Here is a 20788-nt window from a genome sequence, read left to right on the forward strand (position 1 = left end):
TACTTCCTACCTTTTCTACATTCAATTTATGCGGAATATATCTCGTTTTCCAGGTCCTTAACCGCCTTTAAGTAACCTTTTTTGCCTCCAAAGGCTTTGACAATTTTCATGGGACTACCTATTTGTGCAAACTCTTTTAGGTTAAGTACCCTAGTGTCTTCTATCTCTCTAATTCCATCATCTGCGTACTTATTAAGTAACGCCTCAATGACTTCCTTAGCAGTATCAGAGTATTTATAGAGGTAATGTCTTTTCTTTACATTGTTAACCCGCTCTTGCTTGGTTAGCGGTGCTTTATCGTAAGCAATATGACAGATCAAGTCAAAGTCATCTAAGTCATCCTGACCTAACTCTTCCCTTACTGCATCCAGCAACACCCCGTCATCTTGAAGCTCATCAATGATAGCTTGCTTTTTCTCCGCTGTTGTCCAGGTCCGAAGAAATTCATCTAACCGAGAGTATTGCTCAAGTATATTTTTCTTTGTATAGTCAATTAAGCTTTCGGTTATCAATTTTCCATCCTTGTCAACGTACTGAACGCGTTCTGACAGCACGCGAACTGTTACATCCCCAACATAGTACTTCCTTGGCTTGTCATCTCCTTCATCATCAAAGGGTGGAAAGTCGCCAGGTCCGTATGGTTCTGTTGGATCATTGATACCTTCATTTCCTGCGTCTTCACCGAACGACTCTTCTTCATCGGTAGGCTTATCTGGCTCTTCTACGGCATCGTCTTCTCCTAGCTCTAGTACCACTTCCGGCTTGCCATCAAATTCGGGGTCTGCAAAGAGTCTGCTAGCATTACGGAAGTCCATGATAGTAAAGTATTTCTTGCCATAATCTTCCAGAAGGCGTGTACCTCTACCGATGATTTGTTTGAACTCTGTCATGCTATTGATGTTGTTCTCAAGGACAATCAGTTTACACATCTTTGCATCCACACCAGTTGTCATTAACTTACTCGTGACTACAATAACAGGATACGTACTTTCTTCGTCAATAAAATGCTCAAGTTGTGCCTTACCCTCATCGTTGTCCCCTGTTATCCGCATGACATAACGGTCATCTTCTGCATAGAGGTCTTTGTTCTGATTAATGAGTGCTTGACGCATTCTTTCCGCATGTTCAATGTCGACACAAAATACAATCGTCTTACTGAAACGGTCTGTCTTTTTCAAGAACTCTGTTATCTTTGAGGCTACTACTCTCGTTCTATCATCAATAACAAGATGTCTATCAAAGTCTTTAGCATTGTACTCTCGGTCTTCTATCTCGTGTCCATGCTTATCTCGTTTACCAGCTTCTGGACGGTATCCTTCGAGGTCCTTATCTAATCCAATACGCACAACTTTATAAGGAGCAAGGTAACCATCGTCAATACCTTGTTTCAACGAATACTCGTATATTGGCTCCCCAAAGTAAGTAAAGCTGGAGGCTTCCTTTGTTTCGATAGGAGTGGCTGTACAGCCAATATGGGTAGCTTCGGTGAAGTAATCTAAAACTTTACGCCAGGCAGATTCCTCCTTAGCACTTCCTCTATGACACTCATCTATCACTATGAGATCAAAAAAGTTTGGCTGGAACTGTCTGTAAGCTTCCTCACCGTCTTCACCGACTAGCTGTTGATACAAGGCTAGATATATTTCATAGGAACTATCTAGATTTTTATTCTGAACCTTAGTCATCTTTCCACTAAACGGTTTGAAGTCACCAGTCATAGTCTGATCAATCAGTACATTTCGATCTGCCAAGAAAAGAATTTTCTTCTTTAAACCTGACTTCCATAGCCGATAAATCATTTGAAACGTCATATACGTCTTACCAGTACCAGTTGCACTGACCACTAACACTCGGTTTTGTCCCTTTGCCACAGCATCTACAGTACGGTTGATCGCTATTCGTTGATAGTACCGCGGCTTCTTGTAATTGGGTATGTAATAATATGGTTCAAGCATTACCTTTTCTTCCGCTTCGTCTATACCCTTATCTACTCTGTATCGTTGGTACAACGTTTCTGGAGAAGGAAACTCTTCTAATTTTAATTCTCTTACTTCCCCTGTAAGCAGGTTTTGTTCAACAAACCCATCTCCATTTGATGCGTAGACGTAGTGTACATCCAAAGCTTTAGCATATTCTATTCCCTGTTGTAGCCCAGCACCGACAGAGTGATTGTTATCCTTAGCCTCTATAATAGCTAAAGGCAAGTTGTTTTTATATGACAGAACATAGTCTGCTCGTTTCCTTTTACCTCTGGCAGTGATATTTCCACGTAATATAATACGACCTGCTGTAAATGGATATTCAAAGCGGACTTGTTTATTAATATCCCATCCAGCATTGATAACTGCTTTAGTTATATATCTGGCTTTTATATCCTCTTCAGACAGATGGCTTTTCCCCATTTTCCTTACCCCTCTCATGTAAGATTAACAATTAGTTATATGAAGTATACTGATACAATAATATGCTTTTCCTTTACTTTGAAACTGGTTATGGCAAAGCATTATTATAGCAATTATAACATACTGTGAGGGTCTTAGATTCGTGATTTGTCCAAGTTGTCATAATAAAAAAGCATTTAAATTAATATTACTAGTGAGAAGAGATTAATAGCATGGTATAGTCTAAGCAATAGGAGGAATGCATAATGGGTGCACGAGAGCAGGATGTAACAAAACTAATCAACGATATTAACAGCTTAGGAGGTGGATACTCGACAGACTTTGGAACGTCTAATAGTGCAAAGCCAAATCAACAGTTACACGTCTATAAAAACAATGCAACTAAACCTATTGCCAAAGTATCTCTAATGCTATCTTGTAGAGTGAATACGCTTTTCAACGGTGTAGGTAAAAACGAGAAAGAGTTACTTGATTTGCTTGTTGAGTTCTCTAAAAAGGTCTAAAACTAATTATAATAGGAGGCAATAATGGATAACACTAGATGGGTTTGCGATAAATGTTCAGAATATATTAACACACCAGAGGAAGGCTATGTAGAATGGTATAGAGACAATAAGAGCAACAAGTTGCACAATTTCCACATAGTTCATCAAACTAAGGAATGTATGTACGATGAACAAAGAGTCTTTAACAATGAGAACAGCAGTACACCTGGAAACCATTTATTTGCTTTCTTAGGTAACGATGGTCTGATTAGACTCCTAAGGTTATTAGGTAGTGAAGATTTACTAGACCGTCAAGAAGTGATTAATTTATCTTTAAGACTTCAAGTACCTAGCTATGATACTGGACTAAATCGTTTTGATGAAGCTTGGAGTAAGGGGTATATTAATGGCCCTATTAATGGTGTCTACTATCCTTCAGTAGGCCAAATAGAAGATATAAATAACGAATTATAAATACCGCTCTTTTTGAAGTGAGTCTAGAATAGTAGTTCTCTAGGACGCATTATTGCACTGAAGTATATAGCACCATAGACCACCTCTCTACTGGATATTAAGTGGGGAGGTGGTTTTCTATACTGTGAAACACTGTATACACTTCTTAAAAGCATTCAACTTCTACGTTTATAGTTTCATAACTTAACAGTTTTAAAACGAAACTTGAAGTGTTATTCTGTCAGTCTTTTAAAGGTTTCATTACTTAGTTTCATAAGCATATGATAAAATAGTAATACATAAATATCAATATGAGGAGTGCTTGCATGAGACAAATTAAAAAAGAGGTATACGAAGAAATACAGAAAGATCTTCCAAGGATCGAACAAGCAATGTCTTCCAGAAATGGTTCACAGAATTTATGGGCTAAACTCAAGAGCAAATATCCTATCTTACTACCAGGTATATTGGCACACGTAAGACAGTCAGCAAAATTCAAATCAGTAGATTTGGAGCCCGACTTTCGACCAGAGCTTACACAGTTGAAAGAAGCTATATTAGCATATCTCATCGTTCATCCAGTAGAAGAAGGTACGAACGAAAAGATAGAAAACAAAGCAAGCGAACAATTGGAGCAAAGCACTTCTCAATCAATAGACGAAATTGTGAACAATAAAATCGAAGAATCAAAGCTCTACATAAGAGATACTGACTCTGATAAGAAACAAATTGCCTTAGAAAAAATTTGGGATGGCTTTGAGAGGTTAAAAACTGTTTACGGAGAGGATAAGAAAGCTTCAGTTAAAGAGCTAATTACCGCCGTCAGTAATGGCTCTGCTGAGGCTGAAAAGGTATTAGATGATGAGTTCAACGAATTAACGGCTATCGGTAACTCTTATCAGATAAGACATTTCGAAAACGGAAAAACCCTAGTTCACTCAGATCATCAGAAGGAATATTTTTATTTCAGAATGCTTAGCTTAATTAGCTACTGTCTTAACGAAATGAAGTAAGGATGGGATAAAATGAAATACGGATATGCAAGAGTAAGCACGAGAGGACAAGACTTGAACAGTCAAATAGAAAAATTGAAACAAGAGCACTGTGACACTATATATGCGGAGAAGATGACTGGAACAACTGCTGAACGTCCTGAATTTCAAAGGCTACTAAATACTATTGAATCAGGAGATACATTAGTAGTCACTAAATTAGATCGATTCGCTCGAAGCACTCAAGAAGCGCTAACCATCATAAAAGATTTGTTCGAGCGAGATGTCAAAATTGATATACTTAATCTAGGACGAATCGAGAATACGCCTTCTGGTAGACTGATTTTTACAGTCTTCAGTGCGTTTGCAGACTTTGAACGCGATTTGATTATCGAGCGGACTCAAGAAGGTAAAGCAATCGCCAAACAAAATCCCAATTTCAGAGAAGGTCGACCCAAGAAGTTTTCAAAAACACAGCTAGAACATGCATTAAAACTACTAAATACGCATAGCTATAAGCAGGTCTATGAATTAACAGGTATCAGTAAGACTACCTTATGGCGATACAAGGAGTCTAAAGTTGTAGTGAACGACTAAACAATCTAACAAGCAAATAATTCAAGGTAAAATTTACCCTGAAATATTTGCTTGTCATATACTGGTAACTAGCCATTACAAAATCAAATCATGATTTCCTTCTGTACAGAGCAATGCACAAGTTACTTGTCCATTGCTTTGCTTTTTGTTGTATTACACTCAATAAGCTCTTATACAATTGTACAATTTGTAAAAAGCTACAGAGAATTAAAATCTATAAATATTTCTGACCCCTACTAGGTTATACATTAGTGTCCCTTTACTCTAATTATAGCCCCGGGGTGGTCATTCTATTAATCTAGCTTTCCCTTCGGGCCACTAAAACTATCTGTATACTCAGCAAATGTCCCCGAAGCCCCTTGATTAGCCCCAGAAGAGCCCCCTCATACTATTATTGTTATATCCTAAACTTCAAGAAAGGTATTAGTGCTTTAATCTTTGTCCGTTAAACACATCACTTAAAATCGAAAGGAAGTCATTTTATGTATACTTGTCAATTTTGTTCAACCTCATTAAAGAAAGCTTTCACTGGAACATTCAAAGGAGAACACATTCACTCATGCAGCAGCTGTTTTAAAAGATCTCTATCCCCTATTGAGTTCGATCAGGAGTCAGTCTACTATCCTAACGTTGGAAGAAGAGAAATCCAAATTGAAGATTATATAGTCATGTACGATACTAACGTAAATGAAGTAGTGAGAATCCCTTTGAAAACCTATGAAGAAGGATTGATAGGTTTATTAAAAGAAGACTTATCACAAGATATCCAAATCGATACTAAAGACATTTTAGTTGTGATAGAGCCATGGAATACTACGTTGGTAATTGAAGAGTAAAAGCTTTAGTAACAGCTTATTAACGAGTGGGCACTCGGTGCCCGCATGTCTAGTAGCGGATCCTACAAGCACTCCTACATTCAAGGAAACCTAGACCTGCATGGTAGGGACGGAAAAATTGCAGTGATAGGCTTAAATGAAGTGGGTACTGAGTGCCCACTTCAAAATAGGCATAATAGGTATATCAAAAAAGTATTAAGCAACTAGCCCACAGAACATTATATTTAAGAAGTAATGTAATACAAAACATGCATATACGCAGCAGCGACCAATGAATCGTTTTGGTTAATAGATACACCATATTTATTCATTCAGAACGTCCACCGCACCTCCTCAAGTCGCGTATAGCAATCAGCCCTATACTAAGGTGTATTGACCTATACTGGCGCTGAGAAGTCTTCTCTGAAGGTTCACTTGTTTTCAATATATATAGTTATACTAGAACACCTGAAACTATATCGTGAAATATACCTATAGATTTTGATTAGTCGATTATTTAAGCACCCATTTATTGTGATACATTTGTTGATGTGTTTTACTAACTGATTCAAGTACCTTACTCATTTCTAAGCACCAGAGCGCTGGAGAGGCCTTGTGAAGTTCGCTAGTGGATAAAATGGACTATGTGTCGTTCTAAGATATATTAACCCATTGCAAGCTTTACAGAAGGGACTATAGAATCCTATTTAATATATGCAGAACACATAGTAACATTGTTTATCAATCGAATTCTCCAAAGAACTCATTGGTCTAATCATTGTCTTAATTTAATTTTTATACGTTGACTTAAGCTTCCGCTTTTTGCAGCAAGCAACACACAAGCTTACTCATGATAACGAGTCTCCTATGCAAGTAAATATTTGAATGCAGCTCCATCTTCTCTCAGAAGACGTTTGAGAATCTTTACGAGCTATTTTTAATCACATACTCTGCTTTGAATCGTATTGCAAAATAACAATGAAATTGAAATAAATGGTTCGCTGTACCTAGTTAGTTTGGAATCAATTACTATAATAGAACATCTCAATCTGTAATCTGAGACGTCGTTTTTCATAAATAAGCTATCACACGCTCCAAGGGCTCTCTATCCACCCATAATAGACTGACTATCTATAATATATAAGGTTTACTGGCTGAAGTTACAATATGTATAAGTTTCTCGAATCATGTGTATTACAGAGTACCGTTACTATGCGTTTACTGGATATTACACATGTAGAGGCTTTTTAATTACTATCCTTTGTATATAAGAACTGTTACTAAAAGGTAGTCTACGCGAGCTTGATAAAACCAAAAACTGTAACACATAAATCAATGTAGAATGAAAGAGGCTTGTAGTCCTACACAATTGATAACTAAGTATGAGTATAGCTATAATTGATTAAGTTTGGGGCTGTTGACAATAGAAACCCCTCCATAACAGTTATAAACTGAGTGGGCAACGGTTGCCCACTCAGTCTAACGCATTGTTTATTAAGAACAGAGTAGGCGTCTGATTGATAGTATAAAAATAGAGCGGATAACTAGTATCCACTCATACATGCCTATTAGAATCTTTCTGATAGTACAACAGGACTTAGAATTATCACTTATCAAACTGCTCCCGCATTAGGTAATTTATGTTCTTATTCTAAGTCTATTAACTGTTGGTGACTTGCTATTAAGTCAAACCATCACTGCCAGTCTATTTCATTGTCTTCATGCTCATTAATGAGCCATACAATGTATTCTCTTAAGCTTAAAGGGATTGACTAGCTTAGTTTGATCCGTTTCATTTGAGATAAGTATTGGATTGACTCCTAACTCTCTTAATTTTTTCAAATGATTGTTAAATAATTGTCTATTACTGTGATAATAGTTAGGCGAGCTATTACTGTTTTCTTCAAGCAACACAATAGCTTCTCTCAAGTTACTGACTTTTCCTATAAAATCTAACAGATTGATTAGCTTCGATTTCATAGAGTCGTTGGCTGTGCTTCTAATAATAGAATGTTTGGCTTGGTCATAGCTATGAAAGTCTTCTAGGCCAACTGTTCTTGTATAAGCTGTGGAGAGCACGTCTAAAGCTATTTCAGAATCAAACAAAGCAAATAGTTCATGAGCTTCATACTTGTTCCTTAAATGCCTGATAGCTTTTGTAGCACGATATTGAACTTCTACCCGAAAAAGACCTTCGCTTCTGTCTATTAGTGCTTGAGAGAGGTTTTGCTTCTTCATATAGTCATGCTTATCATAAAAATTGTATCGTATACTTTTTGACTGGAGATACATGCTTCCCTGCTTCTTAATCTTGTCTTCGTAGTGATAAGGGGCCTTTGACTTCTTGGCAAGCTGTACAAACGCTTGTGTGTGATCCGTATGAACCTGTATAGCATAATCTATCCTGGACATGTACCATTCGTCGTGTAAAGCAGGAAGGCCTCCATAAAAGTCTTTAATGTGTTTGTTCAAAGAAGAAACTAGCGCTTCATTATTCATAGTTGTACAGGCATACAAATCCACTGTCAGTTGCTTTGTGAGTAGTGCCTGTGGTTCTATTTCTAATGTAATATAGAAGCTCCCCTGTCTGGCATTAGTTACTTTAATTTTTCGTATACCCGGTGTAAAGAGTGGGTTAAGAAGCTCCACTGTGTTGTTAGCTGAGTGAATCAATGGTTGGCTGAGCTCTTCTTCCAGTTCTCTTACTAGACGAGTAGTTGTTTTAAGCTTTAACTCAAAGGTGTGTAGCATTTCCTTCTCTCCTTTTCATTTTCATGTCTTGTATCTTTTAACTCTATACCTTCAAAAACAGCTATATTTAGTATGAAATACAAATTTTTCTCAGTTAATGGACAATGACTGTTCGAGAAGCTCTAAACCGTCATTAAAACGCCTGTCGGTCAACTGATTATTCTCTGTATTTTCGTGTAAAAATTTTAGTGTGCAGATGATCTTTCTAAAATCTTCCTGGGTATACTGAGCGGTTAAAAAGTATTCTATAGGTTGGTCTAAAATATCTGTTAATTTAAGCAGATGAAATACTTTCAAATCGGTTTTACCCTTCTCCAACCGCCAGTAAGCGTGTATATCAATCTGGCGTTGGTCAGCTACTTCCTGTAAGGTATAGCCTTTCAAAACTCTGCCTTCTTTTAGTTTGGTACAATCAAACATCAACATAATAATCCCTCCGTGTATTAATATTTCTATAAATGTATTACTTTTAGAAATCTCTATATACACGAAGGATATTCATTTTATGAAAACAGACTTATTTTATTGGAAGACAATAATCTTACATCCATCAATATAAGTTTCTAATGTCATTAAAAAAGTCTATCTCTCTTTTAATGTTGTCCAACATAAATTCATAGTATTTCTTGATTACTCTAAAATCTTTTATAGAGTCCCCTCTTTCGAGACGACCTAAGCAACTAACACTCACATCCATTAACCTGGACATCTCCTCTCTTGTCACACCGAGTTTCTCGCGACTCTCTCGCAGTTGCTGAGCCTCACTTATCTTCATCTCCCTATTAACCTCTACCCATCGTTCTTTTCTTTGTACCCATTCCTCATTCTTCTTGCCTCTTTCTTTGCTGTCTTGTTGCTGTGTAGCTGTGTCCATTCTATTTCCTCCTCTTAATATTGTTTTAATGAACAAAAAACGCCCAGCCATCAAAAATAGGGTTCAGTAAATAAACCTATATTCTTGACGCCTGAGCGCTTTATCTTAAGTGTAGTGTGTTCTGTTGTCTTTTTATATAAATCCGTGTATATCGATTTGTGTTGTGACAAAATAGAGGTTACTCTATTAACGTCGTACTGTCAAGTCAATTTTCAGATTAGATATTTAACTATCCAAGAATATCAGTAATTATCCAAAGAGCTAACTCGATGCTAACTGCTTTATAGACTGATATGAAAAGGCTGAGAGCACCTCCACCATATACCGAACAATAAGACTGCATAGCTTTAACCATCTTACTCATCCTATTGTCCAGTGAGATTAACAATATGGATATCCCGCTAATAGTCTGAATGAGCCGGTAATTTTAAATTTTGTATTGACATCCATTAAAAAACAGTGTATTTTTATCTTTGTCGACAAATTACACTATGATAAGAAGTACTGTATACTTTACATACTCCAAAACACACTTTTAGATAAAACGCGACTGCGATAAGACTACCTTTCCCTCATCAAATGCTGAGGGGATCTTTCTTATTGCAGTCGTTTTTTGTATGGTCTTACTCATTCTATACAAATGACATGCATACACTCTAGAGAAATTTTATAAGCAAGTCTCGTAATACGGAGGAAACAACGATGTCAAACAAGCAAACTACTATCCAAATATTGGATAGAACTTTTACAGGTGAAGAGAAATTAGATGGAATACTACTTGCCCTTGCAGAATACGTAATTGACAAATCAATTGGTAATTCATATGATTTACCTATGGCAAGTGCTACTTCGAAAGAGGTGGCCAAATAATGAAAGCAGCATTATATGCACGAGTTAGTACACATAGGGAAGAACAAAAGAACAGCTTGCATAATCAAGATTTGATTGCACAAAAATTAGCTACTGATATGGGGATGACTATAGAAAGGAAATATATTGAAAGCGTGAGTGGAAGAGTTTTAAAAAATAGAAAAGCTATCCAAGAATTGTTGAAAGATGCAAGAAACGGTGTTTTTGAAGTGCTTATTGTCAAGTCTGTATCTCGCTTGAGTAGAGATTTAGTTAAAAGCAAAGAAATTGCTAATCAACTTGAGCGTTTAGGAGTCAGATTGATTATGCCAGAAGACCATTATGATTCAGACGATAGTGACAATACTTTTAATTTTAATCTAATGGCTTTATTTGCTGAACATGAGTCTGTTAAGATGTCTGAGAAGATAAAGCTAGGCATTAGAGCAAGTGCACGAGAGGGAAATTTTACTGGTTCTGTAGCTCCATTTGGATATCGGCTCATTGAAAAATCCAAACGATTGGAAATAGATGAAGAGACTGGTCCTTTTGTACAAGAGATATTTAATCTATACTTGTACAATGGTTGGGGGATGAGTAAGATAGGGAATTATCTGATGGAAAATAACATTAAAGCCCCTGGGGGAGGAAATCGATGGCATCAGAACACAGTAAGTGGAATTCTTAAAAACCCCCACTATACTGGTATGCTGGTCCAACACAGAACTAGTACATCAAAATTCCTAGCCGAGTCTGAATCTTATAGATTGAGAAACAGTGTGGAAGAGAACAATCAAGTGAGCATTGAAAATGCTCATCCTCCACTTATTAGCCATAAACAATTTCAAGAAGTACAAAATTTAATAGAATCTAAGAAACAGAATAGAAGCAATGGGAAAGAAAGTTTGTTTGCTCATATTGCCTTCTGTGCTGACTGTGGTATAGGCATGAACTATAAAGCTGATCGACGAAAAAAGGGTGCTTACGTGTGTGGTGGGTATGTTAAACACACCAAAAAGTTTTGCTCTTCTCATATTATTGAAGAAGCAAAATTGATTGAGACAATTAGCCAAGATGTATCTTCGATGGTTGAGGGACAGCATAATAGGAATGCCTTCTATGACCTTGCAAAGATGAAGGCATCTGCTCTGCAAACCACTATAAATCAGCAAATAACCATTCTTGATAAAGAATATAAATCATTAGACGATGACTTTGAGTATTATGTCTCTCTTCATAAAAAGGATCTTTGTACTGATGTTCAACTACTGAACAAAAACACTGATATACAAACACAACAATCAGAAATACTAGAACGAAAGATGGAGCTTGAAAGAGAAAAAGAACAGAAAAAAGACATGGAAGCGAACATCCATGCCTTTGAACGAATTATCGACCGCTTTTTGAAACTTGATATACGTGATAAGGATATCCTGAAGAGTGTACTCCGACAGCTCATAGATAAAATCCTTGTATATGAAAATCAAGAAATCGTAATTCACTATAAATTTTTACCATAAGAGTTTAAGTCAAGGTATAGCTCTAACCAGCTGTACCTTTTAAAACAAGTTCTACTATCGTCTCCACATGACTAGTCTGCGGGAACATATCCACTGGCTGAACTGTTTTGACAGTATAGCCACCTTCAACAAGCAAAGCCAGATCACGTGCTAGGGTTGACGGGTTACAACTGACGTAAACCATTTTCTTCGGCTGCATCTTGATAACTGCATCGATGAATTGTCCTTCCAGTCCTTTTCGAGGAGGATCAACAACTAGTAAGTCAGCTTCGCGGCCTTCTTTGCTCCAGTCCAGCATAACATCTTCAGCTGCCCCTACTTGATAAGTCACGTTTTCAATCCCATTAAGTTCTGCATTACGTCTCGCATCTAAAACTGCCGGTTCGATCAATTCAATTCCGTAAACCTGCTTCGCTTTTTCAGCTAATGCCAGCGTAATTGTACCGATACCACAGTAGGCATCAATGACCGTTTCTTCTCCAGTGAGTTCAGCGAAATCCAAAACTTTGCTGTAAAGGATTTCTGCCTGTGCCGTATTGACCTGGAAGAATGAGCGATGAGATATTTCAAATGTGTGGTTCAGCAATTTGTCCTGGTATTTGTCTTCTCCATGAAGGACGATCACTTCCTGACCTAAGATTACATTTGTCTTTTTAGGGTTCACATTCTGGATGATACTGACCACTTCAGGAAGTGCCTCCAAGATATCTGGAACAATTTTGCTGTGTGGGAACAGTTTAGGTGTACGAGTCACAAGGGTGATCATCATTTCTCCCGTATGATAGCCGCGACGTACAAGTATGTGACGCAGGTTTCCTGTGTTATCTTTTTCATTATAAGGCTTCACACTATATTTACGCATAATGTCACGAACGGCGACAACTGCTTTATCGATTTCCGGATCCTGGATTTTAAAATCTTCCATAGGAATCAGGTCGTGGCTGTTCTTTCTAAATACGCCTGTTTCCAGTTTATCTTTGATTTTACGGACAGGAATCTGGGCTTTATTACGGTACCCAAACGGATTGTCCATACCGATAACGTCATTAACTTTTACATCCGGTAATTTTCCGATTTTTGTCAATACATTTTCAACCTGATTTTTTTTGAATGTCAATTGTGCTTCATATGTTAAATGTTGCAGTGGCATAGTGCCTGTTTGAGCGTATGCTCTGTCCGTCACTTCAACACGATCTGGACTTTCTTTTATTATTTTAATTAGTTTAGCTACACCAAAGTTTTTTCCTACTTTGATGACTTTAAATTCCACTGTTTCGTTAATAAGAGCTCCCTCAATAAATAGTGGATACCCTCCTAGTTTTACTATACCTAATCCTTCGTGAGTTAAATCAATGATTTCTCCTTCGAGTACATCATTTTTAGCTACTGGTGCAGTTTGTTTATTATTCGTCATTATTTGTCTCCTCAATTTGTCTATCTCTTTTCAGTATACACTGCCTATTAAGAAAGCGCACAGACAAATACTGTGCGCTGACTTTCGAATCAGTCGTCCTCTAATTGAGAAACGCCCTGAATAAATTCACTTTCTTTTTCAACTGTTACAGCATCACGGCTGTCAATGGCCAGATGCATACGATTCAGATCAGCTACGATATCCATGTGCTGCTGATGCATGATGAATTCTGCCGGAGCATCTCCGCCATACTCTCCATCTATGTTAATCATCAGCTGCTTATCATTGAGCGTTTCTGCCACTACATTTGATGTTTTAGTGTAAATGATTTTGGAATGATTGACGTGTTTTCCGTCATTTATAATCAGCGTCAACAATCTCAGAATTTCTGCAATATTAGTTGTCTTCACGATGATCAGTGTGAATTTTCCGTCTCCAAGCATTTTGTCCGGCGCAATATTCTCGAAACCTCCAACTGAATTTGTTAAAGCGACAAATATCAAAGAGGCATTGCCTTCATAAACGCCACCGTCATAGGTCACTTTGACAGGGACTTTTCCAATTTGCGGTAATAACTCTGCCCCCTTAACAAAATAAGCTAATGAACCAAAGATCGATTTCATATTGGCAGGCACATCATACGTTACTTCTGTTAGAAAGCCTGCCGCTCCTATATTCATAAAGTAGCGTTCATTGAATGCAGTTTTCATTTTACCGATATCCATTTTGACAGATTGATGAGCATGAATCAGTTCTGATGCCCGGACAAAATCGTTCCGCGGAATTTTTAAAGCGCGCGCAAAATCGTTGGTGGTTCCTGCCGGGATGATGGCCAGTTTAGGTCTGTGTTGATGTGGTGCAATCCCATTTACGACTTCATTTATTGTTCCATCTCCACCTGCTGCTACAATCAAGTCAAAGCCGTCAAGTGTACAGCGGTCTGCTTCCAGCTGAGCGCTTAAGGGAGAGGGCGTTGTACAGAATGCACTTGTTTCGTAACCAGCTCTTTCGTAGACATTTAAAATATCCGGGATGGCTCTTTTGAGTGTTTCTCTTCCAGAAGTCGGGTTATAGATTATCCTAGCTCTTTGTCTCATGTACTCGCCCCCTCTCCTTTAGTTATACTTATCTTTTATCAAGCTCTTCTTTTAACAGTTTATTAACTATTCCCGGATTAGCCTGACCTCTAGTCTGTTTCATTACTTGACCGACAAGGAATCCTAGTGCGCGGTCTTTTCCGTTTTTATAATCTTCGATCGACTGTTCATTTTTATCTAGCGTGTCCGTTATCAATGGCAGAAGTTTGGATGGATCACTTAATTGAACCAGTCCTTTTTCTTCAACAAATACTTTAACGTCATCGCTGCCCTTAGTGACCAGCTCTTTAAAGACTTTTTTTGCAATTTTAGAAGATATCGTGCCGTCAGCAATCAGATTGATCATCTCAGCTAATGATTTAGGTGTTAAAGCTGTCTCAGAAAGCTCGACTTGTTCACTATTCACGTAAGCTGATACTTCACCCATCAGCCAGTTTGATGCCTGTTTAGGATCGGCGCCGTATTCGACTGTTTCCTGGAAAAAGTCGGACATTTCAACTGTAGCGGTTAAAACAACCGCATCATATTCTGGAATGCCATATTCTTTAACATAACGAGCCTGACGTTCTTTAGGCATTTCAGGAAGAGACGCTCTTACTTTACTAATCCATTCTTCACTGATTTCCAGATTAGGAATATCTGGTTCAGGGAAGTAACGGTAGTCACTTGAGCCTTCCTTCGTACGCATAAGAAGTGTTCCACCGGTAGTCTCATCATATCGTCTTGTTTCCTGCTGTAGTTCCCCACCGGCATTCAACACTTTTTCCTGACGGTTGATTTCGTATTCCAGACCTTTTTTAACATAGGAGAATGAATTCAGATTCTTGATTTCAGCTTTTGTTCCAAATTCTTCCTGCCCGAATGGACGAAGAGAGATATTGGCATCACAACGCATTGATCCTTCCTGCATTTTCACATCTGATACCTTGGTGAACTGTATAAGCTGCTTAATAGTTTCCAGATAAGCGTGCGCTTCTTCTGGTGAACGCATATCTGCTTCAGATACGATTTCAATAAGAGGTGTTCCCTGACGGTTTAAATCGACATAAGAAGCGCCATCTTCTCCATGCATATTTTTACCGGCATCTTCTTCTAAATGCACACGTTCAATACGGATTCTCTTTGCTTCCCCGTTGACTTCGATATCTATCCATCCATCATATCCAATCGGCTGATCGAATTGAGAAATCTGATAAGCTTTCGGGTTGTCCGGGTAAAAATAGTTTTTACGGTCGAATTTAGTATGAGTCGCGATTTTACAGTTCAAAGCCAATGCAGCTTTCATTCCAAATTCAATGGCCCGTTTGTTGACGACTGGTAAGACACCAGGGTGTCCCCAATCGATTACATTGGTATTCGTGTTCGGTTCGGCACCAAAGTGAGCCGGAGATGGTGAAAACATTTTTGAATCAGTCTTCAACTCAACGTGTACTTCTAATCCTATAACGGTTTCCAAATTCATGTCTTATGCCCCTCCCTTAAGTGATGGTTTTCTCGACAGATGATCCGTTTCTTTTTCAAATGCATAAGCTACACGGTACATCATCTGTTCATCGAAATGCTTTCCAATAATCTGCATGCCAACCGGCATATCGTTTGAGAAACCACACGGAACGGATAATGAAGGTACACCAGCCAGGTTCACAGGAACCGTTAAAATATCTGACATATACATCGCCAGTGGGTCGTCGATCTTGCCACCAATATCAAAAGCAGTTGTCGTTGTCGTCGGCGCGACCAGAACGTCGACTTCTTTAAATACTTTGTCAAAATCATTTCTAATTAGTGTACGTGCCTGTGCCGCTTTCTTGAAGTGAGCATCATAAAAACCTGAACTCAATGAGAATGTGCCCAGCATAATACGTCGTTTAACTTCCAGTCCAAATCCTTCTGATCGGGATTTAACATAAATATCTTCCAGTGATTCAACGTTTTCAGAACGATAGCCGTAACGAATCCCGTCAAAACGCTGAAGATTACTTGAGGCTTCAGAAGAGGCAATAATGTAGTAAGCGGGTATCCCATATTTTGAATGCGGAAGGCTCACTTCAACAATTTCTGCACCCATCTTTTCATACAAGTCCAGTGCTTCACGCACAGCTTTGATGACGCCGTCTTCTTTCGCATCTTCATTATAATACTCTTTTGGAACACCGATGCGTAAGCCTTTTACGCCTTTATCAATGCCTTCAGTAAAGTCAGTTGTCTCACCGTGGTAAGACGTTGAATCTTTTGAATCATAACCGCTGATCGCGTTTAATACTAATGCGTTATCTTTAACTGTACGTGTAAAAGGCCCGATCTGATCCAAACTTGAACCAAACGCAATCAGTCCATAACGGGATACTCGACCATATGTAGGTTTAACACCTACCAAGCCAGTGAAAGCTGCTGGTTCACGTACAGATCCACCAGTATCAGACCCTAGTGAAACCGGAACTTGTCCTGCAGCAACTGCCGCAGCAGAACCACCAGATGATCCTCCAGGTACTTTATTCAGATCCCATGGATTTCGAGTCAATTTATAAGCAGAGTTCTCAGTGGATCCTCCCATGGCAAACTCATCCATGTTCAGTTTGCCAATCGTTATCATCCCAACTGCTTTTAGTTTTTCAACAACCGTTGCATCATAAACAGGTACAAAGTCTTCCAGCATTTTAGAAGCAGCGGTTGTAACAACATCTTTAGTTAAGATGTTGTCTTTTATTCCAATAGGAAGCCCACTCAAAATATTGTCCGGATCGATTCCTTTTTCATCTGTTTCCCTGGCTGCTTTTAGTGCATCTTCTTTATTCAGACCAAGGAAAGCACCGACTGATTCATCTGTTTCTTCAATGCGCTTATATGACGCTTCAACTAGATCAACAGCCGTCACTTCTTTGTTTACTAATTTCTCGTGCAGTTCTTCTAAAGTATAATCAAGAAAATTCATCAGGCTTCGCTCCCTCCATTATCAAACATTGCAGGGACTTCAATATATCCGTCTTTGCGTGTTTTGACATTTTTAAATAGTGCTTCTTTATCTGTACCTTCTTCAGCCTTATCTTCACGCCATACATTATGGTGAGAAATACCATGATAGGTTCCTTCTACCCCTTCGGTATCCAGCTCTTCAAGCTGCTCTACCATGTCGATAATTGAATCCATTTCTGTTGTAAACGTTTGAATATCCTCTTCTTTTATCTCCAGTTTAGCTAATTTTGCTACTTGCTTGACTGTTTCTTCGTTAATCGCCATCTTATTCTTCCTTTCTTATGCGCACTTGTTTTTAATTAAAGATATAGACTTCATAGTCCTCTTCACCGCTGTCTCTGTAAAGGAATGACTCCATGCCATTCAAGGATTCAAGTCTGATTTCAACCGGTACATCTGCAGGAAGAAAATTCGTCGCTGCTTCATTAATGAATTGTGTAAAGGCGATAATTTCACCTTTTCCATAGAATTGGGTCATAATGTCGATCTGTAAATGAACAAGCTGCTCTTCAACATAATGAGCCACACCCGTGATCCCGCTTACGTTAGGAAAGAATCCCTCTACTTCAGACCGGAAGTTGGCAAAATTATTACCCTCAGCGCTCTGCATATTTTCCAAAGGAAAGACAATACGGTTTTCGTTGACAGACGTCCAGTTAGATATCGATGTATTACCATTCTCGCTGATCCCTTCAGCAATATAAGTACCCGCTGCCAGGTTATCTTGTCTCGACTGTTCAAACAAGGCCACCATGATTGGAACGTCTTCGAGTCCGCTGATTTCTCTCATTTGAGAGATAATCTCATCACTCATTCTCTTGCCTTCCTGTAGCAGTTCATCTGTTGGAATTTCCTGCTCGAGCGTTGGACCAAACTGGTATTCAGGGTAATAGTCTACAGAATTCAAAGCAAGACCGATACTCACTCCGGATAATTCAAGTCCATCTTCTGTCTGAACATAAAAATTGTGTTCAAGAATCGAACTCAAGTAATTCGGATTACGTTCATTTGGATCAGTACTGCCTGTCGCCTCAGGGTTAAGACCCCGATCAACTGTTTCTTCTGTTTCTTCAGAATCCTCAGATTGCTCGTCATTTTCAGGTTCCTGACGTCTTAACCAGCTGGTCACTAAGTCAGATGGAATATACTGACCTTCCTGAAAAAAATGGGTATCTGTCGGGAAATATCTTTGGGACAGACGCATCAAGTCATTTTCAAAGGTTTTAATATTTATATTGGAATTAAGATTTTTAGTGATCCCTCTAGACTGACTGGGTGCATAGGTTCCATCCTCATTAATGACAGGACGGTAGTACCCTGAGTCGATCTGTACTTCTACAATAGACGTTTCATCTTCAGTCTCGTCATTTTCCTGGCCTTCTTCCACCTGATCCAAGTCCTCTTGAGCAGGCTGATCAGGATCGACTGGATCCGGGAAAAAACCACATGCTGAGAGAAACAAAGCACTGGTCAACAGTAGGCTGTATAGCTTATTCTTTCTCACTCGCTGCCACTCTCATTTCTTTTCATTCTTCAATCTCCTCTATTACTTTTGCTTCATCGATTATTGTAACATCTAATTCCTGTGCCTTCACACGTTTACTACCCGCTTCTTCTCCAGCTATCAAATAGTCTGTATTCTTTGAAACACTGCCTGTCACTTTTGCGCCTAAGCTAATGAGTTTGTCTTTTAGTTCATTACGGGTGAACTGATTTAATTTACCTGTGATCACGACAGTCTTTCCACTGAAGAACGAATCCATTTCAAGTCGCTCTTCTTTCTTTTTGCCTTTATAGACCATATTGACATTAGCCTTTTCCAGTTTGTTCAATAGTTCTTCCGCTTCTTCCAGTTTAAAGAACGAATGGATACTGTCTGCAATTTTATCGCCTATTCCTTCAATCTCAACGATAGATTCCAGAGACGCTGATTTAATCTGATCCATAGTTTCAAATTCTTCAGCAAGCAGTCGTGCGGCTTTTGATCCCACATGCCTGATTCCCAATCCGAAAAGCAGTCGTTCAAGAGAATTCGTTTTCGAGTCCTCGATAGCGCTCAACATTTTGGTGGCCGATTTTTCTGCTATTTTATCCAGTTCCAGTACTGCTTCTTTTTCTAAATAATATAAATCAGCAACGTCGTTTACCAGGTCGCGTTCGTATAATTGACTGACTACTTTTTCACCTAAGCCATCAATATTCATCGCATTCCGCGAGACAAAATGACTCAATCGTTCTTTAGCCTGTGCACTGCACTTAGGGTTCATACAGCGAAGAGCAACCTCTTCTTCCAGGTGCATCAGTTCACTGTCACAAGCCGGACAATGTGTCGGAAATGCATAAGGCTGACTATTTTGATCACGTAAATCTTCGTCAATTTTGATGACTTCAGGAATGATATCGCCTGCTTTTCTGACTACAGCCGTATCTCCCAGTCGAATGTCTTTTTCGATCATCAGATCAACATTGTGCAGACTTGCTCTCTGAACAGTTGTCCCAGCTAATTGAACTGGATCCATTATAGCTGTAGGTGTGACCACGCCAGTCCGTCCAACAGACCATTCTATGTCTCTTATGACCGTCTTAGCTTCCTCAGCCGGGAACTTGAAGGCGATTGCCCATCTAGGTGCCTTAACCGTAAATCCGGCTTTCTGCTGATTATCCAGCTCATTTACTTTTATCACTATACCGTCGATTTCGTACGGGAGTGTTGCACGCTTCTCTTGGTACTCTTCCACAAAAGCCAGCACATCGCTGATTGACGAAAACACTTGTCTTTCAGGATTTGTTCTTAATCCTACTTTATCCAGCAGGTTTAAAGCTTCATCCTGAGTAGATACCGAGATTTTCGAGCTAGCGTTTAAAGAATACAGAAATACATTCAAATTTCTAGAAGCCGTGACTTGAGGGTCGAGATTTCTAAGGGTTCCTGCGGCTGCATTACGCGGATTGGCAAATACAGCTTCTCCCTGCTCTTCTCTCTTCTCATTTAATTTTATAAAAGAAGACTTAGGCATATATATTTCGCCTCTGGCTTCAAGCGTCAGCAGTTCTTTTAGTTTAAGTGGTATGGATTTGATGGTCCTGACATTGGCCGTTACATTTTCTCCAACCGTCCCGTCACCTCTAGTAACAGCCTGAACCAGTCTGCCTTCTTCGTATTTAAGAGAAACAGCCAATCCATCTATTTTAAGTTCACAGTGATAGGTATAAGGTCCGGACACTAATTGAGAGACACGATGGTCAAAAGCAATCAGTTCCTCCTCTGAAAATGCATTATCCAGACTCAACATCGGGCTGTCATGCGGGACTTTTTCAAATCCTTCCAGCAATGCACCGCCCACTCTTTGCGTAGGTGAATTATTCTGAATCAATGTTGGATACAGTTCCTCTAACTCTGATAATTCTTTGTACAGTTTGTCGTAGTCTTCATCAGGAATAGACGGTTGATCTAACACGTAGTATTCATGACTGTACTGGTCCAGCAGACTGACAAGCTCTTCAACACGCTCTTTAGCCTCGTCAAAAGACATCTCAAAAGACGCCATGTGAAGTCCCTTCTTTCT

The 20788-nt window shown here is 38.9% G+C and carries 18 protein-coding genes; 7 read left to right on the forward strand and 11 right to left on the reverse strand.

The annotated features are described in order from the left end of the window. Nucleotides 1-26: 26 nt before the first annotated feature. On the reverse strand, nt 27-2402 hold the full coding sequence (gene hsdR, locus CLV38_RS05575) for an EcoAI/FtnUII family type I restriction enzme subunit R (protein WP_106192602.1): 2376 nt from the start codon (nt 2400-2402) through the stop codon (nt 27-29). Nucleotides 2403-2647: 245 nt separating this feature from the next. On the opposite strand from hsdR, the gene CLV38_RS05580 reads away from it, so the two are divergent. The 5 genes from CLV38_RS05580 (at nt 2648) to CLV38_RS05600 (ending at nt 5765) form a co-directional block, all read left to right on the forward strand. Beyond that, the gene (locus CLV38_RS05580) at nt 2648-2905 is read left to right on the forward strand and encodes a hypothetical protein (protein ID WP_106192605.1); all 258 of its coding nucleotides are present in this window, start codon (nt 2648-2650) and stop codon (nt 2903-2905) included. 24 nt (nt 2906-2929) lie between these two features. Next, complete coding sequence (locus tag CLV38_RS05585; RefSeq protein WP_106192608.1) at nt 2930-3361, forward strand: hypothetical protein; 432 nt, start codon at nt 2930-2932, stop codon at nt 3359-3361. Nucleotides 3362-3666: 305 nt separating this feature from the next. After that, entirely contained in the window at nt 3667-4353 is a 687-nt protein-coding gene (locus CLV38_RS05590; RefSeq protein WP_106192610.1) for a hypothetical protein, read from the forward strand. Nucleotides 4354-4365: 12 nt separating this feature from the next. Further along, on the forward strand, nt 4366-4929 hold the full coding sequence (locus tag CLV38_RS05595) for a recombinase family protein (protein WP_106192613.1): 564 nt from the start codon (nt 4366-4368) through the stop codon (nt 4927-4929). A 482-nt stretch (nt 4930-5411) separates the two neighbouring features. Continuing rightward, nucleotides 5412-5765 carry a hypothetical protein gene (locus tag CLV38_RS05600; RefSeq protein ID WP_106192616.1) on the forward strand — a complete coding sequence of 118 codons (354 nt, stop codon included), beginning with the start codon at nt 5412-5414 and terminating at the stop codon, nt 5763-5765. A 1707-nt stretch (nt 5766-7472) separates the two neighbouring features. Here CLV38_RS05600 and CLV38_RS05605 read toward each other — a convergent pair. From CLV38_RS05605 to CLV38_RS05615, 3 genes are all read right to left on the reverse strand, one after another. Then, nucleotides 7473-8495, reverse strand: coding sequence for a hypothetical protein (locus CLV38_RS05605; protein ID WP_106192618.1), 1023 nt, complete (start codon nt 8493-8495; stop codon nt 7473-7475). A gap of 90 nt (nt 8496-8585) precedes the next feature. Beyond that, on the reverse strand, nt 8586-8921 hold the full coding sequence (locus CLV38_RS05610) for a helix-turn-helix domain-containing protein (RefSeq protein WP_106192620.1): 336 nt from the start codon (nt 8919-8921) through the stop codon (nt 8586-8588). A gap of 124 nt (nt 8922-9045) precedes the next feature. Next, nucleotides 9046-9369, reverse strand: coding sequence for a helix-turn-helix domain-containing protein (locus tag CLV38_RS05615; protein ID WP_170068823.1), 324 nt, complete (start codon nt 9367-9369; stop codon nt 9046-9048). Between the two features lie 702 nt (nt 9370-10071). On the opposite strand from CLV38_RS05615, the gene CLV38_RS13720 reads away from it, so the two are divergent. Together CLV38_RS13720 and CLV38_RS05620 are read left to right on the forward strand one after the other, a co-directional pair. Further along, on the forward strand, nt 10072-10239 hold the full coding sequence (locus tag CLV38_RS13720) for a hypothetical protein (protein ID WP_170068824.1): 168 nt from the start codon (nt 10072-10074) through the stop codon (nt 10237-10239). Beyond that, on the forward strand, nt 10239-11738 hold the full coding sequence (locus CLV38_RS05620) for a recombinase family protein (protein WP_106192625.1): 1500 nt from the start codon (nt 10239-10241) through the stop codon (nt 11736-11738). The genes CLV38_RS13720 and CLV38_RS05620 overlap by 1 nt, the downstream gene beginning before the upstream one ends. A gap of 22 nt (nt 11739-11760) precedes the next feature. On the opposite strand, the gene rlmD is transcribed toward CLV38_RS05620, so the two are convergent. From rlmD to ligA, 7 genes are all read right to left on the reverse strand, one after another. After that, on the reverse strand, nt 11761-13152 hold the full coding sequence (rlmD, locus tag CLV38_RS05625; RefSeq protein WP_106192627.1) for a 23S rRNA (uracil(1939)-C(5))-methyltransferase RlmD: 1392 nt from the start codon (nt 13150-13152) through the stop codon (nt 11761-11763). 89 nt (nt 13153-13241) lie between these two features. Then, the gene (locus CLV38_RS05630) at nt 13242-14249 is read right to left on the reverse strand and encodes a diacylglycerol kinase (protein WP_106192630.1); all 1008 of its coding nucleotides are present in this window, start codon (nt 14247-14249) and stop codon (nt 13242-13244) included. 28 nt (nt 14250-14277) lie between these two features. Continuing rightward, the gene (gene gatB / locus CLV38_RS05635) at nt 14278-15711 is read right to left on the reverse strand and encodes an Asp-tRNA(Asn)/Glu-tRNA(Gln) amidotransferase subunit GatB (RefSeq protein ID WP_106192633.1); all 1434 of its coding nucleotides are present in this window, start codon (nt 15709-15711) and stop codon (nt 14278-14280) included. A gap of 3 nt (nt 15712-15714) precedes the next feature. Continuing rightward, complete coding sequence (gatA, locus tag CLV38_RS05640) at nt 15715-17184, reverse strand: Asp-tRNA(Asn)/Glu-tRNA(Gln) amidotransferase subunit GatA (RefSeq protein WP_425427775.1); 1470 nt, start codon at nt 17182-17184, stop codon at nt 15715-15717. Then, entirely contained in the window at nt 17181-17486 is a 306-nt protein-coding gene (gene gatC, locus CLV38_RS05645) for an Asp-tRNA(Asn)/Glu-tRNA(Gln) amidotransferase subunit GatC (RefSeq protein ID WP_106192638.1), read from the reverse strand. Before gatC ends, gatA begins: the two co-directional genes overlap by 4 nt. Before the next feature lie 31 nt (nt 17487-17517). Continuing rightward, complete coding sequence (locus tag CLV38_RS05650) at nt 17518-18726, reverse strand: CamS family sex pheromone protein (RefSeq protein WP_106192640.1); 1209 nt, start codon at nt 18724-18726, stop codon at nt 17518-17520. Nucleotides 18727-18748: 22 nt separating this feature from the next. Next, a complete protein-coding gene (gene ligA / locus CLV38_RS05655) occupies nt 18749-20770 on the reverse strand; it encodes an NAD-dependent DNA ligase LigA (RefSeq protein WP_106192643.1) in 2022 nt (673 codons plus the stop codon). Nucleotides 20771-20788 lie beyond the last annotated feature (18 nt).

The organism is Alkalibacterium olivapovliticus (assembly GCF_003003275.1).
In the GTDB taxonomy this organism is placed as follows: Bacteria; Bacillota; Bacilli; order Lactobacillales; family Carnobacteriaceae_A; genus Alkalibacterium; species Alkalibacterium olivapovliticum.

Excerpts from the sequence above, each read along its gene's own strand:
- gatB (WP_106192633.1), bottom strand. The coding sequence starts at position 15,711 with ATGAATTTGGAAACCGTTATAGGATTAGAAGTACACGTTGAGTTGAAG.
- CLV38_RS05615 (WP_170068823.1), bottom strand. The coding sequence starts at position 9,369 with ATGGACACAGCTACACAGCAACAAGACAGCAAAGAAAGAGGCAAGAAG.
- CLV38_RS05605 (WP_106192618.1), bottom strand. The coding sequence starts at position 8,495 with ATGCTACACACCTTTGAGTTAAAGCTTAAAACAACTACTCGTCTAGTA.
- CLV38_RS13720 (WP_170068824.1), top strand. The coding sequence starts at position 10,072 with ATGTCAAACAAGCAAACTACTATCCAAATATTGGATAGAACTTTTACA.
- ligA (WP_106192643.1), bottom strand. The coding sequence starts at position 20,770 with ATGGCGTCTTTTGAGATGTCTTTTGACGAGGCTAAAGAGCGTGTTGAA.
- CLV38_RS05600 (WP_106192616.1), top strand. The coding sequence starts at position 5,412 with ATGTATACTTGTCAATTTTGTTCAACCTCATTAAAGAAAGCTTTCACT.
- CLV38_RS05580 (WP_106192605.1), top strand. The coding sequence starts at position 2,648 with ATGGGTGCACGAGAGCAGGATGTAACAAAACTAATCAACGATATTAAC.
- CLV38_RS05590 (WP_106192610.1), top strand. The coding sequence starts at position 3,667 with ATGAGACAAATTAAAAAAGAGGTATACGAAGAAATACAGAAAGATCTT.
- gatC (WP_106192638.1), bottom strand. The coding sequence starts at position 17,486 with ATGGCGATTAACGAAGAAACAGTCAAGCAAGTAGCAAAATTAGCTAAA.
- CLV38_RS05585 (WP_106192608.1), top strand. The coding sequence starts at position 2,930 with ATGGATAACACTAGATGGGTTTGCGATAAATGTTCAGAATATATTAAC.
- rlmD (WP_106192627.1), bottom strand. The coding sequence starts at position 13,152 with ATGACGAATAATAAACAAACTGCACCAGTAGCTAAAAATGATGTACTC.
- CLV38_RS05620 (WP_106192625.1), top strand. The coding sequence starts at position 10,239 with ATGAAAGCAGCATTATATGCACGAGTTAGTACACATAGGGAAGAACAA.
- CLV38_RS05610 (WP_106192620.1), bottom strand. The coding sequence starts at position 8,921 with ATGTTGATGTTTGATTGTACCAAACTAAAAGAAGGCAGAGTTTTGAAA.
- CLV38_RS05595 (WP_106192613.1), top strand. The coding sequence starts at position 4,366 with ATGAAATACGGATATGCAAGAGTAAGCACGAGAGGACAAGACTTGAAC.
- CLV38_RS05630 (WP_106192630.1), bottom strand. The coding sequence starts at position 14,249 with ATGAGACAAAGAGCTAGGATAATCTATAACCCGACTTCTGGAAGAGAA.
- hsdR (WP_106192602.1), bottom strand. The coding sequence starts at position 2,402 with ATGGGGAAAAGCCATCTGTCTGAAGAGGATATAAAAGCCAGATATATA.